Raw genomic sequence first — 22,988 nt, forward strand, 5'->3', positions numbered from 1 at the left:
CGTGCCGAGTGGCTTTCTATGCGGGTGTCTCTCGTCATTGCACCTGAGCGCCGCTGGCGATCACTAACAATGACGGGATACGATCCACTATAATCAGGCTGATATACGGGTACAATATAAGCAGTTATCCTAGTATGAACAGGTACCCCCCTTATGCAATCTGAAGCCTTATCCGGCCCCAAAGCCCTCGGCGCCTTTCTGCGGGCGCATCGCGAGCGCATCACGCCAGACATGCTGGGGCTGCCCAGCGCCCCGCGCCGCCGCACCAGCGGCCTGCGCCGTGAGGAGCTAGCGCAAATCAGCGGCATCAGCGCCACCTGGTATACCTGGATAGAGCAGGGCCGCGAGGTGTCCATCTCTCCGCATACGCTGGCGCGCATCGCCAAAGCGCTACGCCTGGGGCATGCCGAACGTCACTACCTGTTTACCCTGGCGCGGGTGGCCGATCCCGAGCAGGAACAGCATCAGGACCTCGCCAACAGCGCCGTTTTGCAAAGCGTTTATCAGGTGGCAGCACCCTGCTACCTGCTGGATCTCACCTGGAACATCGTTGCCTGGAACCCGCAAGCGGAAACCCTGTTCAGCGGCTGGCTGGGCCAGGCCAAGACGCCCAATCTGCTGCACTTTATGTTTTTCCACCCGCTGGCGAAGACCCTGGTCAGCGACTGGGACGATCGTGCACGGCGCGTAGTGGCCGAGTTTCGCGCAGAAACCAGCCACCACCAGAATACCGAGGCGATGCGCGCCTTCGTGCGCAATATGACGCACAGCAGCGAAGCCTTTAATCACTGGTGGAAACAGCATGACGTGATGGCGCGCGAAGGCGGCGAACGGGCGTTTACTCATCCGTTGCAGGGGGCGCTGCGCTATCGGCAACTGACGTTTCACCCGGCGGAAAACAACACACTGAAGCTGGTCATGCTGATCCCTTTGCCGTAACTGGTAACAAATTCATAAACAGGTTTACTCACCATTTATTTATTGGTTCACACAAACGCGCTAGGGTGATAGCTACCGATGATAATCATCATCCAGCTTTGTTATTTATCTCCTGAGGTAACCCTATGCAATCTGAAGAACAACGCCTTATCGATGGTTTGTTTGGCCGCTTGAAAGAAGCCGAGACCAAGACGGGCCAGAGGGATCTCCAGGCAGAGCAGCTCATCAACCAGCATATCCGTGAACAGCCTTCTGCACCTTATTACATGGCGCAGGCGATGATCATTCAGGAAGCGGCGCTGAAGCAACTGGACCAGCGGGTAAAAGATCTGGAGAACCAGATTGCCCAACAGCAGCAAAATACCGCCAGCCAACAGAGCAGCGGCGGTTTCCTCGCCGGGTTGTTCGGCGGCGGCAATCGCAATACGCCAAGCCCGCGTGACCAGTACCAGGCGCAACAGCAGAATAATGCAGCCTGGAACAATCAGCCGCAGGCGGGTTATGCCCCGCAGCAACAGCCACAACAAGCGCCACAGCAGGCGGCTGCGCCTTCTCGGGCCGGCGGGTTCCTCGGCGGCGCATTGCAAACTGCGGCAGGCGTGGCCGGCGGTGTGGTGTTGGCCGACATGCTGACCGGCATGTTCCGCCATTCGCAGCCGCAAGAGATTGTGAACATTATCGACGAAACCCCGGCACCGCCCGTAGATGACAGCGCAATGAAAGAGTTTGACGCGTCCAACAACCTCGACACTTTTAACAACGGCGATAATCGCTTCCTGAATCAGGACAACGGCTTCCAGAACGCGGGGTATCAAACCGACGATAGCGCCGATTTCGCGGATGACGACTACAACGACGACGATTCATTTATCTGATCCTGCCCCCCTCTCCGCCCGGAGAGGGGGTTTATGTTTCCTCCGACGCGCGACTGGTCTACAGTTAAATCTGCCCAATCACAGCAGGTTACGAGAAGCCATGCCCAAGATGACCCCTACCGATCCCTATGTCAGCGCTCGCCTGTTGATGCGCCCGCCAGTGGCCGACGATCTGGCCAGGTTTTACGCCATTTTCGGCGATCCGGAAACCCAACGCTTCAACCCCGCCGGCCCCGTTGCCAGCGAAGAACAGGCGCGGCAGGTGCTGACCGAACGGATCGAGAAATGGCGGCAGCACGGCTATGGCTCTTGGGCGATTGCGCTGCGTGAACGGCCGGAGTGGATCATCGGCTTCGGGGGGCTGTCGTGGCTTCCGCTCGGCGCACAGCGCACGGTGAATCTGGGTTACCGCTTTGATACGCAGGTATGGGGAATGGGATTAGCCACGGAAATGGCACTGGCTGCGCTCGAATATGGTTTCGAACACCTGGGGCTGGACGAGATTTCCGCCACCGTGCGTGCAAACCATCAGGCCTCACGTCACGTATTGGAAAAAGCGGGGTTGCGTTTGGTGGATACGTTAAACGATGTGCCTGACGCCGAGCCAAGCCTGATTTATACCCTGATGCGCAGCGACTACCAGGGCGGTCAAACGGAAGGGTCGTCGTTGATTTCCGCCAGCACCCGGCGATAGGATTTCACTTTCTTGCGCTTCTTCAACCAGATGACGGTGGACACCATAAAGATCACCCCGGACATAGCCAGCACGCCAATCGGATGGCCATAAAACACCATCAGGGCAAAGTAAACGGCTGAAACGATCGCCACCCATTTCGCCGAATTCCCCACGGCATTCTTTTCGTGGGTTAGACGGCGGAGATGCTCTTCTTCACTGATTCCCATACGCGCTCCTTTTTTTGGCTGACCGCTCCATTATATGGAGCCAGCCTGCTGATATTTCAAGCGATTAAAGGGTAAAGAAGCGTAAAGCTCAGCGGGAACGGCGGGAGCCGAAATGCAGATAGCGCCCCGGCAGATCGACGCCGGGCAAGGCGGTGCCGTCATTGCGGCCAAATAGCCGGTAGCGATTGCTCGCCACCGCATTGTAAACCCCATCGGCCAGCCGTTGCGGCAGCAAACGCGCCAACGCCAACAGGCGAAATGGCCAACCAAGCTGGCGCAACGCCTGAAAAAAAGCCGCCGAACGCAGCCAATAGTGCTCTTGCTCAAGATAAACGATGGAGTCGACACGATCAGTAGGCAACCCCAGCCAGCTCAGGATCGCCTGCCCTTCCGCCGATTGCACCGTCGCCAACAGGATTGTGGTTCGTCGATCGGCGCGGATCAGAAATCTCACCAACCGATGGCAAAGGTTGCATTCGCCATCGAATAACAGCACCCGATCGCCAGGCCGTAGATAAGAAGAGAGATTAGGGGGGAGCGTTGGCGAATTCATCCTGCCTCCTGAGGTGATTCCCCCAGACTAGCGCGCATTTCCCCCCACAGCCAGCGCATTTAAGGGGCTGAGGAGGTATCCGGCAATGCCACGACCGAGATGCGTACTTCATAGTGCCTGGCGCTGCCGGCCGGGATCACCGAAGTCAGCTTATTGATGGTTTCGGTCGGGTTGTCGCTGGCCGAGGTGGCACAGAACAACTCCCCACCGTGACAGAAGCCAGGTTTGGGCATATGCCCGCCCGGGAAAGGCGGCAAACGGAAGTCTTGCTCTGCCGGCGGCGCATTTTTATCTGTCGGAGCCGGAGCGGAAAGCGCGCTGACGCTGAACAGCGTCGCAGCGGCCAGGAAAGGCAGCGCCAGTACTTTGCATGCATTTTTCATGATATTGACCTCATTTGCCGGGATTGGGTTTAACCTACCCCGCCCCCGGCAGAGGAGAAAGCCGCTTTTCACGACCTTTTCATACCGATGATCTTTGCTTACATCCTGGCGCCAACGTGATCAAAGCTTAAGGATCTTGTAAAGACATCTCGGTATTTGCATCCCGCTCGTCGTCTTATTTACCGCGAGTCAGCGTACTGTAGCTGGTCATCAGGTTACGGTAGTCCGGGATATGATTGGAGAACAGCGCGCCCAACCCTTCCACATCGTTACGCCAGTCGCGATGCAGCTCGCAGGCCACGCCGAACCAGGTCATCAGCTGCGCACCTTCGGCTTCCATGCGGCTCCAGGCCGACTGACGCGTCAGCTCGTTGAAAGTGCCGGAGGCGTCGGTGACCACAAACACCTCAAAACCTTCGCTGAGGGCGGACAGCGCCGGGAACGCCACGCACACCTCGGTGACCACGCCGGCGATAATCAGCTGTTTGCGACCGGTGGCTTTCACCGCTTTCACGAAGTCGTCATTATCCCAGGCGTTAATCTGCCCCGGACGTGGAATAAAAGGCGCGTCAGGGAATTGAGCCTTCAGTTCCGGCACCAGCGGGCCGTTCGGGCCATCTTCGAAACTGGTGGTCAGGATGGTTGGCAGGTTGAAATACTTCGCTAAATCACCCAGCGCCAGTACGTTGTTTTTAAAACGATCGGGATCGATATCGCGTACCAGTGAAAGCAACCCTGCCTGATGATCCACCAGCAATACGGCAGCCTGATCCTTGTCGAGGCGTTTGTAATTTGCAGTCATGGTTTACTCCTGTTGGGTTTTGATTGTTGCGGGTATATGCGTCCCCGACCGCAAAGCCAGGAACATAAGATGGTTAAGTGTAGTGTCTGACCCGGAGAACTTGTTCCGGGCCAGGAGGGAGGGCTTAGTTCGGCCCGTACTTTGTTGTCATGGTGCCGAACTTGCCGCCGTTGAAATCGCTGAAAGCCTGCTGGATTTCCGCATCGCTGTTCATCACGAACGGGCCGTAACCGACGATAGGCTCATCGATCGGTTCGCCGCTCAGCACCAGCAAGGCGACATCGTTGTTGGCTTCGATAGTGATCGAATCGCCCGCACGGTCAAACCTGACCATTTGGGTTTCACGCACCACTTCCTCGCCGTTAACATGAATGGCGCCGTGCAGCATCACCAACGCCAGCGTATGGCCTTCTTCCACCGTCAATGTGGTGGTATGGCCGGCGTTCAACTTCATGTCCCATACGTTGAGCGGGCTGAAGGTGCGAGCCGGGCCGGCGTGACCGCCAAAGTTACCGGCAATCACCCGAACCTGCCCTGCGCCGTCCGCCAGCGGAACTACCGGAATATCCGCATTCAGCAGCGTCTGGTAACCCGGCTCGGCCATTTTGTCCTTGGCCGGCAGGTTGACCCACAGCTGTACCATTTCCATGGTGCCGCCGTTGCGCGAGAAATCCCGTGAATGGAACTCTTCGTGCAAAATACCCGAAGCGGCGGTCATCCATTGCACGTCGCCGGGGCCAATCACCCCGCCGCTGCCGGTGGAATCGCGGTGTTCCACTTCGCCCTGATACACGATGGTCACCGTTTCAAACCCGCGATGCGGGTGCTGGCCAACGCCACGGGTGCCGGAGGCAGAGCGGAATTTGGTTGGCGCGGCATGATCCAGCAGCAGGAACGGGCTCATTTCCGCCCCCAGATCGTTGTAGGAGAACAGCGAATTCACCAGGAAACCGTTGCCGACCCAATGGGCTTCAGGGCTGTCGTAAATACCGAGGATTTTTTTCATCTTGCACTCCCGTTTCAGGTCTCTCGACCTTAGGTTGATGCCAGAAGTCTAATTGATCGCCATTTGCCGCAGTAGTAGGCAAGATGTACACTCAGTGTTCTATAGGTAGAACGATAAGGACGGGCGATGTTCACCGATTTGAACGATCTGTTTTATTTCGCCAGCGTGGTCGATCATCAGGGATTTGCACCTGCCGGCCGGGCGTTGGGCATCCCGAAGTCCAAGCTCAGCCGTCGCGTGGCGCTGCTGGAAGAGCGCCTGGGCGTGCGCCTGATTCAGCGTTCAACGCGGCGTTTCTCCATCACCGAAGTCGGCCAGAATTACTACGTTCACTGTAAGGCGATGCTGGTGGAAGCCGACGCCGCGCAGCAGGCCATTGAGCAAACCCGCGCAGAGCCCTGCGGCACGGTGCGCATGTCTTGCCCGGTGGCGCTCCTGCATACCCGCGTCGGCAGTATGGTGGCGGCCTTTATGGCCGATTACCCCAAAGTGACGGTCCATTTGGAAGCCACCAATCGCCGGGTGGATGTCGTGGGCGAAGGCCTGGATCTGGCGATCCGCGTGCGGCCGCCGCCGCTGGAAGACAGCGATCTGGTGCTGAAGATCCTGGCTCAGCGCATCTGGTACATCGCCGCCAGCCCCGCGCTGGTGCGGACCCTTGGCCCGGTGCAACGGCCCGAAGAATTGGATAAATACCCGACGCTCGATCTCGGGCCGGCGCGGTCGCAACACCAGTGGCAACTAACCGGGCCGGACGGTGAGAAAGTGGAATGGGAACACAGGCCACGGCTGGTTACCGACGATATGCTGATGCTGCGAACCGCAGCTATTGCCGGCGTCGGCATTGTGCAGTTGCCCTCGATGATGATGCGCGACAACATGCTGCGCGGTGAACTGGTCCCCTTGCTGCCCGACTGGCAACCGCAGGGCGGCGTAGTGCATGCGGTCTATCCGTCACGCCGTGGGCTGCTGCCTGCGGTGCGGTTGCTGCTCGACACTTTGGCCCGGCAGTTCGCGATCCTCGAAGAAGAGTGATCAGGCGGTAATTTCGATGGCGTTGCCGTCCGGATCGCGGATGATCGCCTCATAAAAACCATCGCCGGTCCAGCGCGGCGGTGCCTGCAGGATCCCCTCCTGCCGGGCGCGTTGCGCCAGCAAATCGACCTGGCCCTCATCGCCGACCGACAGCGCGATATGCGCCCAGCCTACGCGCTCATTGGCCTGTTCCGCCGGCAGCAGATCCGGCAGGCGCATAATTTCCAGCTGTGGGCCGCAGGCCAGGCTGACAAAGCGGGAAACAAAGCCCGGGCGGTTGCGGCTAACATATTCTTCCCCGGCGACGCCGTTGAAATAACGCTGCCAGAACGCCACCTGAGCATCAATATCGTGGGTCCACAATGCAACATGGGCTATTTTCATCTCAGTCTCCGTTAGATAAATCACTGTAGAGCACCTTGCCACCGCCGCGGATCACCTGTTGCTCTAGCTGCGGATGCTCGCCGCTTGCGGTAAACAGATAATCGACTCGCCCGGCGGACAGGAAGGTATAAGGGGCGTAAGTATTGAGCTTGTCGCGGGTACAGAGCACCGCTACGCTGCCGGTGCGCGTCAGCAGACGCTGCTTGAACTGGGCGTCCTGGTAATTCAGCGCCGAAAAGCCGCTGGCCGGGTCGTAGGCGCAAATGCCAATAAAGGCCATGTCAAAATGAAAGCCGTCAATTTCCTGCGCGGCTTTGGCGTCTACGCAGCCCCCCACGTCAGCATCCAGCTCACCGCCGATTAAAATCGTGCGGATCCCCGGCCGTTCCAGCATTTTACCGGCGATGGACAGCGCGTTAGTGACGACGGTCAGCCGCTGGTCGCGTGGTAGCAGATCGGCCAAATACAGATGGGTGCTGCCGGCATCAAGAAAAATAAGCTGCCCGGGTTTCACCAGATCCCGCGCGGCCAGCGCCAACGCTTGCTTCTCATCACCGTTTAAATGCAGCCGTTCACTCACCGGCCCGGATGCCGGCGTGGGCGCCAACGCGCCGCCGTAAATGCGCTTGCACAGGTTTTGCGCCGCCAACTGGCGCAGATCGCGCCGAATGGTGGCTTCGGTGGTATTCAAGCGCTCCGCCATTTCGACCGCCAGTACCCGCCCCTGGCGCTGCAGGGTGGCGAGGATCGCGTCATGGCGTTCGTTGGGTAACAGTTTTGACATTTTACGGCTCGAAGATGAATAATTGATCATGAATGTACACAAATGAACAAAACCGTACAACACATGAAGGGAAGAAAAAATGCCGGGGAGGGATTTTCGTCGGTGAGATGTTGGCTATACTGAGGCAAGCATCGTTACCGTAGAACGTAACGGCTTGGGCGCTAAGGGAAAAAGATGCTGTCGAAAATCGCGAAGTGGTTATTTCAATTACCGGGCAGGCTGCTTGGCCCCATCTTCAGGAATCGCCTGACGATTTTTATCTTCTTTATGCTGATTGCCGCTGGGGTATTCAGCGCCAAACGCTATCTGCGCGCGCATCAAAGCGATGATGAATTTGTGGCGCCCGCCCCCATCGAGTACAACCGGACTATTCAGCGCGAAATGCCGCTGCGCGAAGCGCGTGAACAGTGCGGCGGACCGCTGCACGACAATGCAGGGCAAGCCTGGCCGTCATCGGCCGGTTATCTGCATCAACCGGAACGCCTGACCGGTGCCGGCTTGCATCGTCTGACGCTGGATAATCAAGGCAACGATTTTGCGGTGTTGGTCAGGCTGGAAACGCCTGCCGCGCCGCAACAGCTGGCGGAAGTATTCATTCCCGCCGCCGGCAACTTCGATGTCAAAATCGATTCGGCTGCGGAGCATGTAATGAAAATCAAGAACATCAAGAGCGGCTGCAATTTCCGCTCCAGAGCTTTCGCCCTGGGTAAAGACAGCGATTGGCGGATGCCGCTGGAGATGCACTCGAACAGCGGCATCGAGTTCCAATCCATCAACGATCGCGAGTTCCGATACGGCGCCAGATAGATGCCCCGACGCCGTTAAGCTTACTTCTTCACCGGATGATCGCGGCGGAACAGTTCCCAACTCTCGATTTCCTGGCCGCTCGGCAAGGTGCAGGTGGAATACTGGCCGTCGGCGTTTTGCCTGGCGTTCAGCTTGCCGCCGAGCCCGGTGCAATAAACGTCTGCCGGGTTTGCCATCCCAATAGCTTTCACCTGCGGCGGTGGCGGCGCTTCGGGAGATTTCATCGCGCAACCCTGTAACAGCGTCACCCCTGCCAGCAGGGAGATCATCAGAATTTCTTTCATTTTCGCTCTTGTAAACCCCTATGAATTTCAAGACGCAGCCAACAAGGTTGCCGCCTGAAATACGACGGAGAAATAAAAACGGCGGATGGCCGTAGCCCCCCGCCGTTCAGGCTATCAGGAAATAAAGGACGCGCCCTGTTTCAGCACCAGATCGCAGGCTTTTTGCTTCACTTTGTCGGTGATTTGCGAAACGCCCAGGTTGTTCAGATCCAGGCTCTTGCCATCGCCGGTTTTCAACAGACCGCCCAGCCCTTGCTGGTAATCCTGGCTCTTGGCGTTTTCCGTGCTGCTGATACCCAATTTGCTCAACAATTTGTCTTTCACCGCTTCGGTGCCGTCGGCCGACAGTACGTTGTTTTTCACGCAGTATTGCAGGATGCCGGCGGCGTTGGTCATGCTGCCGGAACTCAGCGCCTTATCGCCGCCATTCAGCAGACCGGTCAGCGAAGACAGAGAGGTTCCGCCGGTGTTGCCCCCTGACTTGCTGAGTTCACCGGCGGCACTGCTGAGGGAATCCATCAGTCCGGCAGCCTGCGCTGCCCCGCAGGTCATAGCCGTGGTCAAGGTCAGCGCCAACAGTAAACGATGTTTGGTGTTCATGAGGGTAAAGCTCCTGTTTATTTCGCGATAGCGGCGCGCTAAGCGCAATGCGCCGGGTCACCTCTTCCGACGCCACGGCCGCCGACAAGTTCCGTTTATCTCTCGCGGCGGCCATTTTTCAGAATTCAGGTCATTTTCGGCAGGAAGCGTTGCGGGCGGCGGGCCACACGGCCCGCCGGGGATCAGAACTGCCAGCGCAACCAGGCGAAGAACACGTTGCCATTGTTGTAGGTGCCGGGAATATAGGTCGCCTGGAAGGTCAGCTGTTTATACCCGATCGACGCCAGCGGCAACGGCGCCGGGATAGGAATGTAGTTCCAGTTGTCCCGCGCGGTAATGCTGGCGGTAAACCCCAGCCCCAGGCGGAAATCCTTGTCATCCAGCGGCCGCCAGATTTTCTCGTAAGCGTAACCGCCGATGGGTTCCCACTTGTTGAACGAATCCTTGAACGCCATCAGATAGATACCGTGCCAGTCTCCGTCGCTATCGTAGCGCGAGATGCCATAACCGGCGCCCCAGGGCCGCTCATTGTACTTGTCGATGTGCTCGTCATCGTAAGTCCAGCGGTTATGCCAGGTGATGGCCGGCAGATAGATGTCTTTATTCGGCGAGTTATTCCAGGTTTCCGACACGTTATCGGTGAAACGCTGCCACAACCCCGGTTTTTCAGCCTGTACGGAATTGCTATTTCCTGCACCAACCTCAGCGTAAGAAGGTAGTGCAGGAAATATCAATGCCACCGAGCAAGCCAAAATTGTCCGTTTAAAAAACATCATAAAGCTCCTGTAAAATTAAGGCCGGGGATTCTTACCGATCACATTGGCAAGATCAAGCTGTATCTTATTTATCCAAGGTATTTTCCCTACCCTGTTGTCACTTGGTTAAGTTTTGCTATCGGCAAGGAATATGACCCCACAGGTCCTATTCCGGGCGCTCAGCCTACTGCTCGCCAAATACCCCGTCTGTCGGAAAACTCCGCAATAATGGAAGGCTCCACGGCATGGGGCGATCTTCGCCTTCACGCAAAGTGTAGCGAAATCGTTACTCCCGCTTGAAAGGGGAATGTGATGGCCCTCCCATTTGCAACGGCGGCTGAAAACCCACTTTGCAGGCCGCCCCCATTAAACCGAGGCCCGTCCGAATGCTGCATTTATGTAAACGCAATGTTACATCTATGCAACATTGCAAATAACCGTTCAGGCCGGCGTTGGGTCACCTGCAATTTAATGAGGTAACTCAGCGGAGATACTTAAAAAGAGTTATTTAGGATGGGCGGTCATGCGGGAAAAGCAAAAAAGAAACGGCAATAAAAAATGGGGACTAACCCTGCCGGCAAAAGTACCGAACTATTGCCGAGCATCCCATTATCTGCGCGCCCGCTCCGATTTTACCGCTCAATCAGATTCAATGAAAAATACCCCCTCTCGATAACCTTATTTTTAATGTTGGTTAATAGCAACGTAAACCTTCGAATACAATCCCGCCATTTCCCACACCACCGCCCCAGCTTGAACAAGCAGGGAGTTTACATAATGGTTAAAACCAGCGAGAAAAACCGTCTGCACCAGAGCGGATTATTTCATTAACGCCACACAACATCGCCGGCAATGTATTTTGCTGATTTCTGCCTGATAAAAGAAAAGAGATAAAATCCGGAGAAACACATGAAAATCACTATTGGAGCCTTTATTCTGCAACAGCTCCGTACCCTGAGCATCGATCGCATCTATGGCGTGCCCGGTGATTATAACCTGGCGCTGCTGGAATTAATTGAACAGGAGGGCGAGCTTGCGTTCATCGGTAATTGTAACGAACTTAACGCCTCCTATGCCGCCGACGGCTATGCGCGCCTAAAAGGTGCCGGAGCGCTGATCACCACCTACGGCGTGGGCGATCTGGCCGCGCTGTCCGGCATTGCCGGCGCCTATGCCGAATCTGCACCTGTGATCTGCCTGTCCGGCACCCCGCCGCTGCATGCGATGAAAAACCATGAGCTGCTGCACCACACGTTGGCGGACGGTAACTTTGATAACGTCATGAACTGTTTTAAACAGTTCACCGTCGCCCAAGCGTTAATCACACCGGAAAATGCGGCAGTGGAAATTCCGCGCGTTATTTCCCGAGCCTGGACGGAAAAGAAGCCGGTTTATTTGCAACTGCCTTCCGATATTTGCGATGTCGAAATTGAAATATCCCAAGCCGCCACCTCACCGCAATTACCGCAGAGCGATCCTTATAATGTCCAGTTAGCGGCGATGGCGCTGCTGGCGCGCATCAAACAGGCGAAAAAACCCATTATTCTGATCGACCAAATGGTGGATCGTTTTCAGCTACAGCAATTAGTTGTCGACGTCGCACATAAATTTGCGATCCCGCTCACCAATATGCCGACGGCAAAATGCATTATTCCGGAAACTACCGCCGGCTGGATGGGCGGCTACAGCGGCGACCTGTCGCGCCCCGAATTGTACGATCACATGGCGCACGCCGACTGCGTGCTGACCTTCGGCGTGCGCCTGGTCGATTCCACCACCGGGTATTTCTCGCATCACATCCCTGCCGGTACGCAGATTGATATTCAGCCTTTCTCGCTGAAGCTGGGCACCACCTCCTACCCGGCGGTGGCGGCGGCAGACCTGCTGCAAGCGCTGCTGACGCTGGATAAAGGCATGACGGCCCCGCCGCTGGCGCCGCTCCCCGAACAAAAGCACCGGCTGGCGACGCCGGGGGAAGCGGCTCTCGATCAGGCCTATTTCTGGCAAAGGATGCAGCGCTTTATTCGGGCGGATGACGTGCTGGTGGTGGAGAACGGCACCTCAGGGGCGGCAATTGGCGGCATGCGCATGCCGGAAGGCGTGAAAGTGGTTAATCAGCCGATCTGGGGGTCGATTGGTTATACCCTGCCGGCGCTGCTGGGTACCATGATGGCCGCGCCACATCGTCGGCACCTGCTGTTTATTGGCGATGGCTCCTTCCAGCTCACCGCCCAGGAGGTTTCCACCCTGCTGCGCTATGAGCAAAAGCCCATCATCTTCTTGATTAATAACGACGGTTACACCATAGAGCGTTACATTCTCGGGGAAAATTCGTCTTACAACGACATAGGACACTGGGATTACGCCAAACTGCCGGCGGTGCTCAACACCCAGGCCACACCGTTTTGCGTGGCGGTCGAAACCACTCAACAGCTGGAGTTGGCGCTGGAACAGGCTTCACGCCAGGATCGGCTGGCCTTTATCGAAGTCAAGGTGCCGATGATGGATACCCCACCGGTGATGAAAGAGTTCTGCAACCGCTGCAATAACTTCAACTTCGGCCTGACCAACCCGCGCCGCGCATAACCGCGCCGTTTCTCAGGAAGCGGCCGTTTTCCCCAGCGCCTGCACGATCCGCTGCTGTAGCCTTTGCAGCAGCGGATGATGCCGCTTGGCGCCCAGGCGCAATGCATTCACCACTTCTGGCAGCGGCATGCTGCGCTCAAACCCGGCATCGACCTGTACCCGGCGATCGAGACACTGCTGATTGAGCAGACCTATCCCCATTCCCGCAGAAATGGCCACCAACATGCCGGCTATCGAGGGGCACTCTACGCAAACCCGGTAATCGATGCCCGCCGCGCTCAGACGCTCTTCCGCCAGGCCGCGGTAAAAACAGTCCGGCCCGTAGCTCACCAGCTTCACCCTCTCGCCCGGCTGATAATGCCACCCAGGCGGGACACACCAGTGAATGCGTTCGCTTTCCAACGCCACATCCTCGGTGCTCAGGGCATCGCGGAACTGCTGATGCAGCACCAGATCAAGATCCCCCTTCGCCAACGCGCTGCGCAATACCTGGCTTTGTTCAATCACCAACTGCACGTCAACCTGCGGATGCTGATGGGTAAATGCCGTCAGCAAGGCGGCGAGTTGGGCCAGCGGCATCTGTTCCGTGGCGCCAAAACGCACCAAACCCTGCAACGACGAGGGCGAAAAGTGGGCCAGCGCCCGATCGTGAGCCTGCAGAATGCACCGTCCGTGCAGCAGCAGCGCCTCGCCATCGCTGGTGGCGGTCAACACACCGCCCTGGCGATCGATCAGAATACGGCCCAGTTGTTCCTCCAGCCGTTTGATTTTCCAGCTCACCGCCGACTGGCTGAGATTGAGCTGTTGCGCGGCGCGCGTCATGCTGCCGGTATCAATGACGCTTTGCAGCGCCCGTAATGCATCGATGGATAAACGCGGGTTCATCTGCACACCATGACAAAAATGGGATTTATTCACCATAACTTGTCATTGGCGTCATGAAAAGAGAATGAGTAGGTTGGGTACAGCCACCTCAATGGAGAGATCATCATGAATAACTTCCCTACCCTGCTCGATCGGCACATTATCGTCGGTGGTCATCGCATTGCCGCCGGCATGCACGGTGCAGGCGTTCCGTTGGTACTGGTGCACGGTACGCCCGCCCACTCGATAATCTGGCGTAACCTGCTGCCCAGGCTGACGGCAGCGGGCTTTCAGGTTCACCTCTACGATTTACTGGGCTTCGGCGCGTCAGAGCGCCCGCTGTCGGCGGACACGTCGATTGCCGCACAGGCGGAGTTGCTGATTGGCCTGCTGGATCACTGGCAACTGGATACCGCCCACGTCTTTGGTCACGATATTGGCGGCGCGCTGTCATTGCGTGCGGCGTTTAGCCATGCGGAGCGCTTTCGCTCGCTGACCATCGCGGATATTTGCAGCTACGATTCCTGGCCTTCTCCCACCTGGCGCGGCATTCGCGATAACTATCGCCAGTACGCAGTGATGGACGAACGGCAGCACGCGCAAACCCAGGAGCGGCAATTAAAAATGGCGGTATTCAACAAATCGCTGATGGAAGGTGAATTATTGCAGCGCTATCTGGCGCCGATCGTCGGCGTGGTCGGCCAACCGGCGTTCTACCAACAGCAAATAGCCCATTACAATGCCCGCTATACTGAGGATTTCGCACAGCGCCTGCCCGAACTGCGCCTGCCGGTGCAGATCCTGTGGGGCGAAAACGATGAATGGCAACCGGTCAGTTACGCTTACCGTTTGCAAGCCGACATTCCCGATGCCAGGCTGCAGGTGATCCCCCAGGCGGGGCATTTTCTCATGGAGGACGCGCCGGAGGCGGTGGCGCAGCGGCTGGTGGCATTTATACACTCACTTTAAACGGGCAATATGCCCAGGAGAAAACCTGATGCAACTGATTGGCATGCTGGATTCACCCTATGTGCGCCGGGTGGCTATTTGCCTGAAATTATTGGGCATCGAATTTGAACACCGCGCCGTGTCGGTATTTAGCGATTTTGAACGATTCAAAACCCTCAACCCGGTGGTGAAAGCCCCGACGCTGGTGCTGAGCGACGATCAAATCCTGATGGATTCTTCGCTAATTCTGGAGTACGCCGCCGGGCTGGCACCCGCCGGCCAGACCCTGCTGCCGGCGCACGGGCCTGCACGGTTGCGCGCTTTGCAACTGACAGGGCTGGCGCTGGCCGCCTGCGAAAAAACGGTGCAAATCGTTTATGAACAGCAACAGCGGCCGCAGGAGAAACAGCATCAGCCGTGGTTGGATCGCGTTCAGGGCCAATTGTTGGCGGCTTACGCCGAACTGGAGAAATCTCTGGCGCAAACCGCCGCGGTACCGCAGCCAATGGGCAGCGCGGAGGTCAGCGTGGCGGTGGCCTGGAGCTTTACTCAACTGATGCTGCCCGAACGGATCAGCGCGCAGGCGCACCCGGTACTGGCGGCGTTTACCGCTCAAGCCGAGCAACACTCCGCGTTTATCAGCACCCCTCAGGTTTAACCTGCCGATGCGCGCGCCAGGCAACGCTGGCGCCGCTCATCCACCCGCTTGGCAAACCAGGCGGTGGTGAGCTTACGGGTAATTTTCGGGCTTTCCAGCTGGATGCCCGGCAGCATTTCACGCGGCAGTTTCTTGCCGGCCGTTTTTTCCGCCAGCGCATAGACCCGCTCATAAAGACGGGTGTCGGCAAACTCGAGCAAATCCCCTTTCTCCAGCGCCCCGCGAATCGCCGAATCGCTCATATCCAAGCGTTTTCCGAGCGTGCGCACCGCCAACTCAGTGGAGCCGGGCTTATCGGTGCCGTAGTTAATCAAGTCACCGTCCAGCGCTAGCGGAATGCCGCTCGCCCGGCTGACTGCACTCTGGAACGCCGCATTGCGGCTGGCGTACCAGCCGGCATTGAAATCGGCAAAGCGGTAGATCGACTGGCTGTAGTCGGCCGGGTAACCCAACAGATGCGCGATGCCAAAGTACATACCGCCACGGCGACTGAACACTTCACGGCGGATCGAGCCGTCGATCGGGTACGGATACCCTTTGGCGTGCGCCTCGGCAAAGGCGATGCTTACCTGCATCGGCCCGGCGGTATGCACCGGGTTCAGGCTGCCGAACAGCTTTTGCCCCATCGGCACCGTATCGATCATGTCATCAAAGATGTCGCTCAGATCCTTCTCGGTGCGCACTTTATCCAACCGCTCGCTGTAACTTTTGCCGTTCGGCGATTTGATCAGCAGCGCGGTATGCACCAGAAAGTTCGGGATATGCAATTGATCGGCGCGGCGATCGATCTCTTTCCAGGCAATGCCGGGCAACCCCGCAACCGGCGGATTGGCCTGGAAGGTCGACTCTTGCTCGGTCACCGCCAGCACCGAACACAGGTTTTCGGTGTTCGGTTCTATGCCCTGTGCGGCAAAGGCGGCAGTGATATCGGTGGCCCAGCCCTGACGATCGGCAGCCTTGGCCGGCATCAGCCGCACCAGTTGCGCCTTGACGTCGGCGGGACGATGCTCCGGCGCCTTGATGGTTTTACTGGTACAGCCGGCCAATACCAGCAGCGCGGCCAGGCTCAGCGGGCCTATGGTTGTTGGGGTGATAAAACGGCGAATTGACATCTTTTCCCTGATCGTTTGGCATAATCTGCACTGACGTTAGCCCAGCCGGAGAACGCAATCCAGTTAAAAATAGTCTAATCAGACCGCCTGAGTTTCAAAGCGGTAAACCGCGCCTTTCCTCCTCGCCGGCATTTTCAAACGGCCAATAAACATGTATTTTATATGCAATATATAAAATCATTTTGTTCGCCCGCCACGCGCCGGCAACGCCCTGCCTCAGGAGAGACGCATGAACGATCTGCTTTGTTATAAAACGCTACCGCAATGGAACAGCGCAACGCTGCCGGCCACCTTCCAGCAAAAACACAATACCCAGGCCGGCACCTGGGCCAGGCTTACCCTGCTGAGCGGCACCCTGACCTTCGCGCTGATGACGCAAGAAGGTGAAACCACCGAAACCTGGCAGTTCAGCCCCGAGAGCCAACCGCCGTTTATCGAGCCGCAGCAATGGCACCGCATCGTTTCCTTCTCGGATGACATGATCTGCCAGTTGGCGTTCTACTGTTCGCCGGAAGATTACTACGCTAAAAAGTATGAGCTGACGCGCACCCACTCGGAAGTGATCGAAGCCGCGCGGCAAATCGCCCCCGGCAAGACGCTGGATCTGGGCTGCGGCGGCGGGCGCAATTCGCTTTACCTCAACCTGAAAGGCTTTGACGTCACCGCCTGGGACAAACACTTGCCGTCGATTGAGAAACTCAACGGCATCATCGACAGCGAAGCCCTGTCGCACATCCGCGCCGGCACGCTGGACCTCAACACCCACTCTTTCAGCGGCGAATACGACTTTATTCTCTCCACCGTGGTGTTCATGTTCCTGAACCGGGAGCGGATCCCCTCGCTGGTGCAAGAGATGCAAAATGGCACCCTCAGCGGCGGCCATAACCTGATCGTCGCGGCGATGGATACTCCGGATTACCCGTGCAGCCTGCCCTTTCCGTTCACCTTTAAGCCAGGCGAGTTGAAAGACCATTACCGGGGCTGGGAAATTCTCAAGTACAACGAAGACGTTGGCCAGCTGCACCGAACCGACACCGCTGGCAACCGCATTTCCCTGCGTTTCGCCACGCTGCTGGCACGAAAGCCCTAATCCTGAGCAAAAGATTGGCGTCAGCGCCGCGGATGTCGACTGACGCTATTTTCGGCAAACAACATGAAGTTTATTACGTTGCCAACCCACCTCTGCGGCGTTAGGATCGCGCACGGCTACGGGCGTAGCCAGTTTTTTTGCCTGTCAGTTCCGCGCATGGAGAGGTTATTGTGTTAGAAAGTTTTGGCGTCCTGAATCTTTGGACCTATCTGGCCGGGGTGATTTTCATCATCATCCTGCCGGGCCCGAATACGCTGTACGTACTGAAAACCGGGGTTACACGCGGCGTACGCGCCGGCTATACCGCCGCGCTGGGGGTGTTTATCGGCGATGCGGTCCTGATCTTCTGCGCCTATATCGGCGTGGCTTCGTTGATCCGTACCACGCCGTTCCTGTTTACCCTGGTGCGTTTTCTCGGTGCGATTTACCTGCTGTTCCTGGGCGCAAAAATCCTCTACACCACCTTTATCCAGAAAAACGCGGCGCAGCAACAGCAGGTTGAAGGCGGCCACAGCATCCTGCGCAAATCGCTGACGCTGAGCCTGACCAACCCGAAGGCGATTTTGTTTTACGTGTCGTTCTTCGTGCAGTTTATCGACTTCAACTATGCCCACACCGGCCTGTCGTTCACCATCCTGGCGGTGATCCTCGAGTCGGTCAGTTTTATCTACATGACGACGCTGATCTTCTCGGGCGCAATGCTGGCGCACTTCTTTAACCATAAGAAAGGGCTGGCAAAACTGGGCAACGGCCTGATTGGCCTGCTGTTCCTCGGCTTCGCCACCCGCCTGGCGACGCTCAGTTCGTAATCTTCGTTTAGCAACGGCTGAGCGTCTCAGCCGTTTCCTCCTCGCAGACTGTCACGCAGCACAAACCGAATGTCAGGCAGACAAAAGGCGATCCCGGCCGCCTGTTGTAGGCTTTTAAGGTTAACGATAACGACCTTTTTTGTCTGACAGGAGGGCGTATGCCTGACAATACCTCAGCAGTGATGGACAGCGTTTCGCGTTTTCTCGACCGTCAACACGGGCTGTATATCGACGGCCAATGGTGTGAATCCAGCGCCGATGACCGGTTGGCGGTGTATAACCCCGCCGACGGACAGCAAATCTCCTCTACCGCCGATGCCAACGCGCAGGACGTAGCCCGTGCGGTGCAATCGGCCCATAAAGCCTTCACCACCGGGGTCTGGGCACAGCGCTTGCCGGCCGAACGCGAGCGTATTTTGCTGCGCTATGCCGATCTGGTTGAGCAACACGCCGAAGAATTGGCCCAGTTGGAAACGCTGGAACAAGGCAAATCGATCAATATCGCCCGCGCCTTTGAAGTGGGCTGCACGCTGAACTGGATGCGCTATACCGCCGGGCTGACCACCAAGATTGTCGGCCAGACGCTGGATGTGTCGATCCCGATGCCGCCGGGCGCAAAGTATCAGGTCTATACCCGTAAAGAGCCGATTGGCGTGGTGGCCGGCATAGTGCCGTGGAACTTCCCGCTGATGATCGGCATGTGGAAGGTGATGCCGGCGCTGGCGGCGGGCTGTTCGATCGTGATCAAGCCGTCTGAAACCACCCCGCTGACGCTGCTGCGCATGGCCGAACTGGCCACCGAGGCCGGCGTTCCGCCGGGCGTATTCAACGTGGTGACCGGCCGTGGCACCGGTTGCGGCAAGGCGCTGACCGAACACCCGCTGATCGCCAAAGTGAGCTTTACCGGCTCCACCCCAGTCGGCAAAAGCATCGCACGCAGCGCGGCGGATCGCCTGACGCGCGTCACGCTGGAGCTGGGCGGTAAAAACCCGGCCATCGTGCTGAAAGATGCGGATCCGCAGCAGGTGATCGAAGGCCTGATGATGGGCAGTTTCCTCAACCAGGGCCAGGTGTGCGCCGCCAGCTCGCGGATTTACATCGAAGCGCCGATTTACGACAAGCTGGTGGCCGGGTTCGAGCAGGCGGTGAAGTCGCTGTCGGTCGGGCCGGGCATGGACGCCACGGCACAGATAAACCCGCTGGTCTCGCGCGATCATCGCAATAAAGTGGCGGCCTATCTGGATGATGCCAGAGCCAAGCACGCAGAGTTGATCAGCGGCGCGGCCGGGCCGGATGCGCAAGGATTCTACATCCCGCCGACGCTGGTGATTAACCCGGACGACAAGCTGAACCTGACGCGTGAAGAAGTGTTTGGCCCGGTGGTCAACCTGATCCGGGTCGCGGACGCCGAAGAGGCGCTGAGCAAAGCCAACGACACCGATTACGGCCTGACCGCCAGCCTGTGGACCACCAGCCTGCAACAGGCGATGGCTTTGACGCCGCGCATTCAGGCCGGTACGGTGTGGGTCAATACGCATACGTTGATCGACGCCAACATGCCGTTCGGCGGTTTCAAACAGTCCGGCAGCGGCCGCGACTTCGGCCCCGACTGGCTGGACGCCTATACCGAAACCAAATCGGTGTGCATTCGCTATTGAGCATCGGCTAAATCATCAGGGCGCCGCCTGCGGCGCTACTGATACTGTTTACGGTACTCGCTCGGCGAAACGCCAAAGCGGGCTTTGAAGGCAGTGGAAAAGTGGCTGTGATCGGTAAACCCCCAGTCATAGCCGATCGTGGCCAGTTTTTTCCGCCCCGGCGCGCTACGCAAGGCCTGCGCGCACAGGTCCAGACGGCGGTTCTTGATGTACTGGGCCACCACCAGCCCCTGGCGGGCGAACATCCGGTACAGGCTACGTACCGAAACGCCAAGCTCCCCGGCGATCCACTCTGGGCGCAGCTGTTCCGACTGAATATGCGTATCAATCAATGCCAGCGAGCGGGCGAAGCATTGCGGCTGCGCTTCGGATGCCACGTCAGGGTCGACAAGTGCCGGGCGCAACAAGGTAGCCACCGCGTTCAGGATCGCTTCGCTCTCTGCAGCGCTCGTCTGCGGATCTTGCATGCAGCCCAATACCAGCTGCCGGCTGAGCCGCACCACACTGTTTTCCGCCCCGATCCTTCGCGCGCACGGCAAATCGGTCATGCCCAAGGGGTGTTCGATATAGCTACGCGGCATCAGTAAGGAAATCTGGCGGGAGTCGTGCTGAAAGGTAAAGCTGCTGGGCCGGGAAGCGTCTATTAACGTGATGTCACCGGCGGACAACACGGCCTGCCGGTCGCCTTGCTCCATCAATGCGCTACCGCGCAGTTGAAAGACGGTAAAAAAGTGCGAACCGTCACTGCGGGCAATCTCCAGTGGCGTACGATACAACCGGGTTTGGGCGGCATCCACCACGCTCAGGCGCAGCGCGTGCATGCGGAACTCCTGTATCGCGCCGCTAAACCCCGGCCCCAGCGTTTTAGCGCAGAAACGGCCGCAGGCGGAATTGATTTTCCCCAACCACGCCTCAAATCCGGCGTCTCTGACCTGTGCGGAAATTGCCATGATTTTCCCCTTCAAACATCAGCGATGAAACCGCGAGCAGCACTGAACAGAAAATCAACATAACAACCCGATAACGCACAATCAACGCCGGGATGACGATCTGGCGCAGGGATCACAGATTGCCCATTTCGCCATGCATAAATGAAAAACCCGGCCGTAGCCGGGTCGGTAAGACAAGGTGGAGGGTTACAAAACGTTAAAGTTGATGTTACCGATATACAGCGACGCCCCCGTGGGCAAATTGGTCAGATCGATATAGAACAGTAGCCATTGCTGGCTGCCATCGGCAATGTTACGCGGTGCCTGCCCGCTGCCAACGTTGAAATCGCTGGCGTTACCGAACATGTTGATTGCCGTCGTTGGCGTCGTAGTCACATTGACCGAGCCGAAGTTCCAGGTGTCCTTAACGTTGGAGAAATAATAGCCCGCAGGTGCGGTGACGCTGCGGATCCCTTCACCGGAAAATGCATAACCGGCAGCGGTAGTGAACGCCACCGATCCCATAACCTGCACGCGACAGTAAGGCACCCTGCCCTCACCCATCGCCATCGGAATGGCAATGCGCTGGCTGCCCGCAGTATCGGCCGTTTTCCTGATTTCAATCACCTTGCCGGTAAATGCGGATCCGGCCGGCGGGTAAACGGTTTGCACCAGGTAGTTGGCAGCGGTAAATGCGTAGCCGTACAGGGTAGCTAAATAAGAGGTGACCTGTTCAGCCGTTTGCAGCTTAAGCATTTTATTGTTTTTCGACGTTAATGGCTGCAACACCGGGCATTGGTTCTGATTAACCATCATACAACCGTGGGTTTTTAACTGCCCCTCTCCAGACAACAATGCCGCATGCCCGAACGTATTCTCAAACTCACAGTCCTGCAGGATCACTTGGCTGTGATATTGCTGGGCATCAAAATAGGACGGTGCGGTGATTTGCGTATTGGTTGTGCCGTAAAACTTGGTGCCTACGGCACTGAAGCTGCCGTCGCCGGTAATCACTACGCGGCTGTCGGCAATATCGCTGTTACTCTCCATATGCCCACCGAGCATACATACGCGCGCATTTTTGATCAGAAAACCAAACTTTTGATAATCGACAGAACAGTTGACGAAATTATGCGCCCCACCTTCCAGGTTCAGCACGCCGCCATTGCCAAAGGTGCAGTTGGTGTAGCTGAAGTTCTCGCCCGCGTCGGCGATACCGGCAGGGTAATAAACGTCCCCCCCGCCATTTTGAGAAAAATAGCTATCATAAAAACGGACCAAATAGGCGCGAGCACCATACCGAACCGCAGGAGCCGTACGGAAGTGATAGAATTTCGCCTCGCGCACCACACAGCGACAGAAGCGGAAATCTCCCGCCACACCTTCACCTTCAAACAGCATTGCCATTACGCCCTGATTAATGCTGCCGCTGTCGATGCGGTTAGGGCTGCAAGAGTACATTTCCAGCTTTTCCAACGTACATTCAATGGTCGGTCGATTTTTCTCGTTATACAGGCGCAGCAGAGCTTTCGGGGCATTCACATCCTGGTTAAAACCTTCGTTGGCAAAGATAGCGCCGCCATTGGCATACAGGTTGATGCGCGTATTCCAGGTAACGGTGGAGCTAAAACCATACTGCCGATTCCCTTTAAAACGCACCCCCGCCGGCTTGGGCGTCCAGTTAATATAGGTACCGCCCGTATTCGAAACAATCACCGTACCCACCAGCCAGGCCAGCATGCGGTTAAATGCCGGGGCGCTGTCATAACCATCGTTAACGAAATTACCCGATTTATTCCGGTAGAACGGGCGGGCTCCCCACCACTCCGGATCGACGCAGTCTTCAACAACCCGTTCCCAGATAACGTTATTGGCGTCTTTAATCAACATCACACCATCGATATCCCAGCGATCTACCGTCGGGCTGGTGGTTTGTTTGATAAACCGGCCCCCGGTGTAGCTGTCGGTCACGACAATTTCCTCCGTATTACTGCTGTTTAACGCAACGTCATTCAGCGTTGCGACATAGTAAATGGTACTCGATGAAGGTAATGACATAGATGACTCCTTGGCAAATAGGGCAAGAGTCAGCGGACTCCTGCCGGGAGTCACAACTATATCGATCGGGGAAAACAGAGGTTATCACTGTACGTCTGCTGACGGCTGGCAGAACAAGTGGGAAAACTAACTTCAGGTGCAGCGTGAATCCCCTGCACCAGAAGGT

General features: G+C 57.3%; 25 protein-coding genes. 11 read left to right on the top strand and 14 right to left on the bottom strand.

All coding sequences use genetic code 11. The annotated features are described in order from the left end of the window. The first annotated feature begins 153 nt into the window (after nucleotides 1-153). The 3 genes from V2S86_RS14750 to V2S86_RS14760 all read left to right on the top strand — a co-directional run bounded on the left by V2S86_RS14750 (nucleotide 154) and on the right by V2S86_RS14760 (nucleotide 2,508). Nucleotides 154-939, top strand: coding sequence for a helix-turn-helix transcriptional regulator (locus V2S86_RS14750; protein ID WP_330762998.1), 786 nt, complete (start codon nucleotides 154-156; stop codon nucleotides 937-939). 125 nt (nucleotides 940-1,064) lie between these two features. After that, nucleotides 1,065-1,814 (top strand): DUF2076 domain-containing protein, encoded by a 750-nt coding sequence (locus V2S86_RS14755; protein WP_330762999.1) that lies wholly within the window; start codon nucleotides 1,065-1,067, stop codon nucleotides 1,812-1,814. A 100-nt stretch (nucleotides 1,815-1,914) separates the two neighbouring features. Then, nucleotides 1,915-2,508 carry a GNAT family N-acetyltransferase gene (locus tag V2S86_RS14760; RefSeq protein WP_330763000.1) on the top strand — a complete coding sequence of 198 codons (594 nt, stop codon included), beginning with the start codon at nucleotides 1,915-1,917 and terminating at the stop codon, nucleotides 2,506-2,508. Here V2S86_RS14760 and V2S86_RS14765 read toward each other — a convergent pair. The 5 genes from V2S86_RS14765 to V2S86_RS14785 all read right to left on the bottom strand — a co-directional run bounded on the left by V2S86_RS14765 (nucleotide 2,463) and on the right by V2S86_RS14785 (nucleotide 5,461). Next, complete coding sequence (locus V2S86_RS14765; RefSeq protein ID WP_330763001.1) at nucleotides 2,463-2,717, bottom strand: ABC transporter ATP-binding protein; 255 nt, start codon at nucleotides 2,715-2,717, stop codon at nucleotides 2,463-2,465. The genes V2S86_RS14760 and V2S86_RS14765 overlap by 46 nt on opposite strands. Before the next feature lie 88 nt (nucleotides 2,718-2,805). Beyond that, complete coding sequence (locus V2S86_RS14770; RefSeq protein WP_330763002.1) at nucleotides 2,806-3,270, bottom strand: thiol-disulfide oxidoreductase DCC family protein; 465 nt, start codon at nucleotides 3,268-3,270, stop codon at nucleotides 2,806-2,808. Between the two features lie 59 nt (nucleotides 3,271-3,329). Next, the gene (locus tag V2S86_RS14775) at nucleotides 3,330-3,653 is read right to left on the bottom strand and encodes a hypothetical protein (protein WP_330763003.1); all 324 of its coding nucleotides are present in this window, start codon (nucleotides 3,651-3,653) and stop codon (nucleotides 3,330-3,332) included. Between the two features lie 175 nt (nucleotides 3,654-3,828). Continuing rightward, the gene (gene ycaC / locus V2S86_RS14780; RefSeq protein WP_119804802.1) at nucleotides 3,829-4,455 is read right to left on the bottom strand and encodes an isochorismate family cysteine hydrolase YcaC; all 627 of its coding nucleotides are present in this window, start codon (nucleotides 4,453-4,455) and stop codon (nucleotides 3,829-3,831) included. 124 nt (nucleotides 4,456-4,579) lie between these two features. Next, nucleotides 4,580-5,461, bottom strand: coding sequence for a pirin family protein (locus tag V2S86_RS14785; RefSeq protein WP_330763004.1), 882 nt, complete (start codon nucleotides 5,459-5,461; stop codon nucleotides 4,580-4,582). A 126-nt stretch (nucleotides 5,462-5,587) separates the two neighbouring features. Between V2S86_RS14785 and V2S86_RS14790 the strand changes: the two genes are divergently transcribed. Then, entirely contained in the window at nucleotides 5,588-6,496 is a 909-nt protein-coding gene (locus V2S86_RS14790) for a LysR family transcriptional regulator (protein WP_330763005.1), read from the top strand. Here the strand turns inward: V2S86_RS14790 and V2S86_RS14795 are convergent, their stop codons facing one another. Together V2S86_RS14795 and V2S86_RS14800 are read right to left on the bottom strand one after the other, a co-directional pair. Further along, nucleotides 6,497-6,880 (bottom strand): VOC family protein, encoded by a 384-nt coding sequence (locus V2S86_RS14795; protein WP_330763006.1) that lies wholly within the window; start codon nucleotides 6,878-6,880, stop codon nucleotides 6,497-6,499. It lies immediately after the preceding gene. Nucleotide 6,881: 1 nt separating this feature from the next. Next, on the bottom strand, nucleotides 6,882-7,664 hold the full coding sequence (locus V2S86_RS14800; RefSeq protein WP_330763007.1) for a DeoR/GlpR family DNA-binding transcription regulator: 783 nt from the start codon (nucleotides 7,662-7,664) through the stop codon (nucleotides 6,882-6,884). Nucleotides 7,665-7,838: 174 nt separating this feature from the next. Here V2S86_RS14800 and V2S86_RS14805 point away from each other — a divergent pair, with 174 nt between their 5' ends. Next, complete coding sequence (locus tag V2S86_RS14805) at nucleotides 7,839-8,471, top strand: hypothetical protein (RefSeq protein ID WP_330763008.1); 633 nt, start codon at nucleotides 7,839-7,841, stop codon at nucleotides 8,469-8,471. A 20-nt stretch (nucleotides 8,472-8,491) separates the two neighbouring features. On the opposite strand, the gene V2S86_RS14810 is transcribed toward V2S86_RS14805, so the two are convergent. The 3 genes from V2S86_RS14810 to pagP form a co-directional block, all read right to left on the bottom strand. Continuing rightward, entirely contained in the window at nucleotides 8,492-8,755 is a 264-nt protein-coding gene (locus V2S86_RS14810) for a putative hemolysin (protein WP_330763009.1), read from the bottom strand. A 114-nt stretch (nucleotides 8,756-8,869) separates the two neighbouring features. Continuing rightward, nucleotides 8,870-9,355, bottom strand: a complete 486-nt coding sequence (locus tag V2S86_RS14815) for a DUF2501 domain-containing protein (RefSeq protein WP_330763010.1) — start codon at nucleotides 9,353-9,355, stop codon at nucleotides 8,870-8,872. Nucleotides 9,356-9,537: 182 nt separating this feature from the next. Continuing rightward, entirely contained in the window at nucleotides 9,538-10,131 is a 594-nt protein-coding gene (gene pagP, locus V2S86_RS14820; protein ID WP_330763011.1) for a lipid IV(A) palmitoyltransferase PagP, read from the bottom strand. 888 nt (nucleotides 10,132-11,019) lie between these two features. Here pagP and V2S86_RS14825 point away from each other — a divergent pair. Next, nucleotides 11,020-12,696 carry an alpha-keto acid decarboxylase family protein gene (locus V2S86_RS14825; protein ID WP_330763012.1) on the top strand — a complete coding sequence of 559 codons (1,677 nt, stop codon included), beginning with the start codon at nucleotides 11,020-11,022 and terminating at the stop codon, nucleotides 12,694-12,696. Between the two features lie 12 nt (nucleotides 12,697-12,708). On the opposite strand, the gene V2S86_RS14830 is transcribed toward V2S86_RS14825, so the two are convergent. Beyond that, entirely contained in the window at nucleotides 12,709-13,617 is a 909-nt protein-coding gene (locus tag V2S86_RS14830; RefSeq protein ID WP_330763013.1) for a LysR family transcriptional regulator, read from the bottom strand. A gap of 66 nt (nucleotides 13,618-13,683) precedes the next feature. Between V2S86_RS14830 and V2S86_RS14835 the strand changes: the two genes are divergently transcribed. Together V2S86_RS14835 and V2S86_RS14840 are read left to right on the top strand one after the other, a co-directional pair. Beyond that, complete coding sequence (locus V2S86_RS14835; RefSeq protein ID WP_330763208.1) at nucleotides 13,684-14,529, top strand: alpha/beta fold hydrolase; 846 nt, start codon at nucleotides 13,684-13,686, stop codon at nucleotides 14,527-14,529. 28 nt (nucleotides 14,530-14,557) lie between these two features. Continuing rightward, nucleotides 14,558-15,166, top strand: coding sequence for a glutathione S-transferase (locus V2S86_RS14840; RefSeq protein ID WP_330763014.1), 609 nt, complete (start codon nucleotides 14,558-14,560; stop codon nucleotides 15,164-15,166). Here V2S86_RS14840 and V2S86_RS14845 read toward each other — a convergent pair. Continuing rightward, entirely contained in the window at nucleotides 15,163-16,278 is a 1,116-nt protein-coding gene (locus V2S86_RS14845) for a DUF1615 domain-containing protein (protein WP_330763015.1), read from the bottom strand. The two genes, V2S86_RS14840 and V2S86_RS14845, sit on opposite strands and share 4 nt — an antisense overlap. Before the next feature lie 229 nt (nucleotides 16,279-16,507). Between V2S86_RS14845 and tehB the strand changes: the two genes are divergently transcribed. The 3 genes from tehB (at nucleotide 16,508) to V2S86_RS14860 (ending at nucleotide 19,835) form a co-directional block, all read left to right on the top strand. Next, nucleotides 16,508-17,368, top strand: a complete 861-nt coding sequence (gene tehB, locus V2S86_RS14850) for an SAM-dependent methyltransferase TehB (protein ID WP_330763016.1) — start codon at nucleotides 16,508-16,510, stop codon at nucleotides 17,366-17,368. A 170-nt stretch (nucleotides 17,369-17,538) separates the two neighbouring features. After that, nucleotides 17,539-18,177 carry a leucine efflux protein LeuE gene (leuE, locus tag V2S86_RS14855; protein WP_330763017.1) on the top strand — a complete coding sequence of 213 codons (639 nt, stop codon included), beginning with the start codon at nucleotides 17,539-17,541 and terminating at the stop codon, nucleotides 18,175-18,177. A 158-nt stretch (nucleotides 18,178-18,335) separates the two neighbouring features. Beyond that, entirely contained in the window at nucleotides 18,336-19,835 is a 1,500-nt protein-coding gene (locus V2S86_RS14860) for an aldehyde dehydrogenase family protein (RefSeq protein ID WP_330763018.1), read from the top strand. 35 nt (nucleotides 19,836-19,870) lie between these two features. On the opposite strand, the gene feaR is transcribed toward V2S86_RS14860, so the two are convergent. Beyond that, the gene (gene feaR / locus V2S86_RS14865) at nucleotides 19,871-20,785 is read right to left on the bottom strand and encodes a transcriptional regulator FeaR (RefSeq protein ID WP_330763019.1); all 915 of its coding nucleotides are present in this window, start codon (nucleotides 20,783-20,785) and stop codon (nucleotides 19,871-19,873) included. 186 nt (nucleotides 20,786-20,971) lie between these two features. Beyond that, entirely contained in the window at nucleotides 20,972-22,822 is a 1,851-nt protein-coding gene (locus V2S86_RS14870) for a hypothetical protein (protein ID WP_330763020.1), read from the bottom strand. Nucleotides 22,823-22,988 lie beyond the last annotated feature (166 nt).

The sequence above is a fragment of the Serratia sp. C2(1) genome (assembly GCF_036352655.1).
GTDB classification, from domain to species: domain Bacteria; phylum Pseudomonadota; class Gammaproteobacteria; order Enterobacterales; family Enterobacteriaceae; genus Serratia; species Serratia inhibens.

What these genes read in the sequence shown, in the direction of transcription:
- V2S86_RS14750 (WP_330762998.1), top strand. Translation starts at nt 154, where the DNA reads ATGCAATCTGAAGCCTTATCCGGCCCCAAAGCCCTCGGCGCCTTTCTG.
- V2S86_RS14815 (WP_330763010.1), bottom strand. Translation starts at nt 9,355, where the DNA reads ATGAACACCAAACATCGTTTACTGTTGGCGCTGACCTTGACCACGGCT.
- V2S86_RS14790 (WP_330763005.1), top strand. Translation starts at nt 5,588, where the DNA reads ATGTTCACCGATTTGAACGATCTGTTTTATTTCGCCAGCGTGGTCGAT.
- V2S86_RS14785 (WP_330763004.1), bottom strand. Translation starts at nt 5,461, where the DNA reads ATGAAAAAAATCCTCGGTATTTACGACAGCCCTGAAGCCCATTGGGTC.
- V2S86_RS14770 (WP_330763002.1), bottom strand. Translation starts at nt 3,270, where the DNA reads ATGAATTCGCCAACGCTCCCCCCTAATCTCTCTTCTTATCTACGGCCT.
- V2S86_RS14795 (WP_330763006.1), bottom strand. Translation starts at nt 6,880, where the DNA reads ATGAAAATAGCCCATGTTGCATTGTGGACCCACGATATTGATGCTCAG.
- V2S86_RS14810 (WP_330763009.1), bottom strand. Translation starts at nt 8,755, where the DNA reads ATGAAAGAAATTCTGATGATCTCCCTGCTGGCAGGGGTGACGCTGTTA.
- ycaC (WP_119804802.1), bottom strand. Translation starts at nt 4,455, where the DNA reads ATGACTGCAAATTACAAACGCCTCGACAAGGATCAGGCTGCCGTATTG.
- feaR (WP_330763019.1), bottom strand. Translation starts at nt 20,785, where the DNA reads ATGGCAATTTCCGCACAGGTCAGAGACGCCGGATTTGAGGCGTGGTTG.
- V2S86_RS14765 (WP_330763001.1), bottom strand. Translation starts at nt 2,717, where the DNA reads ATGGGAATCAGTGAAGAAGAGCATCTCCGCCGTCTAACCCACGAAAAG.
- V2S86_RS14775 (WP_330763003.1), bottom strand. Translation starts at nt 3,653, where the DNA reads ATGAAAAATGCATGCAAAGTACTGGCGCTGCCTTTCCTGGCCGCTGCG.
- tehB (WP_330763016.1), top strand. Translation starts at nt 16,508, where the DNA reads ATGAACGATCTGCTTTGTTATAAAACGCTACCGCAATGGAACAGCGCA.
- V2S86_RS14800 (WP_330763007.1), bottom strand. Translation starts at nt 7,664, where the DNA reads ATGTCAAAACTGTTACCCAACGAACGCCATGACGCGATCCTCGCCACC.
- V2S86_RS14805 (WP_330763008.1), top strand. Translation starts at nt 7,839, where the DNA reads ATGCTGTCGAAAATCGCGAAGTGGTTATTTCAATTACCGGGCAGGCTG.
- V2S86_RS14845 (WP_330763015.1), bottom strand. Translation starts at nt 16,278, where the DNA reads ATGTCAATTCGCCGTTTTATCACCCCAACAACCATAGGCCCGCTGAGC.
- V2S86_RS14755 (WP_330762999.1), top strand. Translation starts at nt 1,065, where the DNA reads ATGCAATCTGAAGAACAACGCCTTATCGATGGTTTGTTTGGCCGCTTG.
- V2S86_RS14830 (WP_330763013.1), bottom strand. Translation starts at nt 13,617, where the DNA reads ATGGTGAATAAATCCCATTTTTGTCATGGTGTGCAGATGAACCCGCGT.
- V2S86_RS14760 (WP_330763000.1), top strand. Translation starts at nt 1,915, where the DNA reads ATGCCCAAGATGACCCCTACCGATCCCTATGTCAGCGCTCGCCTGTTG.
- pagP (WP_330763011.1), bottom strand. Translation starts at nt 10,131, where the DNA reads ATGATGTTTTTTAAACGGACAATTTTGGCTTGCTCGGTGGCATTGATA.
- V2S86_RS14860 (WP_330763018.1), top strand. Translation starts at nt 18,336, where the DNA reads ATGCCTGACAATACCTCAGCAGTGATGGACAGCGTTTCGCGTTTTCTC.
- V2S86_RS14870 (WP_330763020.1), bottom strand. Translation starts at nt 22,822, where the DNA reads ATGTCATTACCTTCATCGAGTACCATTTACTATGTCGCAACGCTGAAT.
- V2S86_RS14840 (WP_330763014.1), top strand. Translation starts at nt 14,558, where the DNA reads ATGCAACTGATTGGCATGCTGGATTCACCCTATGTGCGCCGGGTGGCT.
- V2S86_RS14825 (WP_330763012.1), top strand. Translation starts at nt 11,020, where the DNA reads ATGAAAATCACTATTGGAGCCTTTATTCTGCAACAGCTCCGTACCCTG.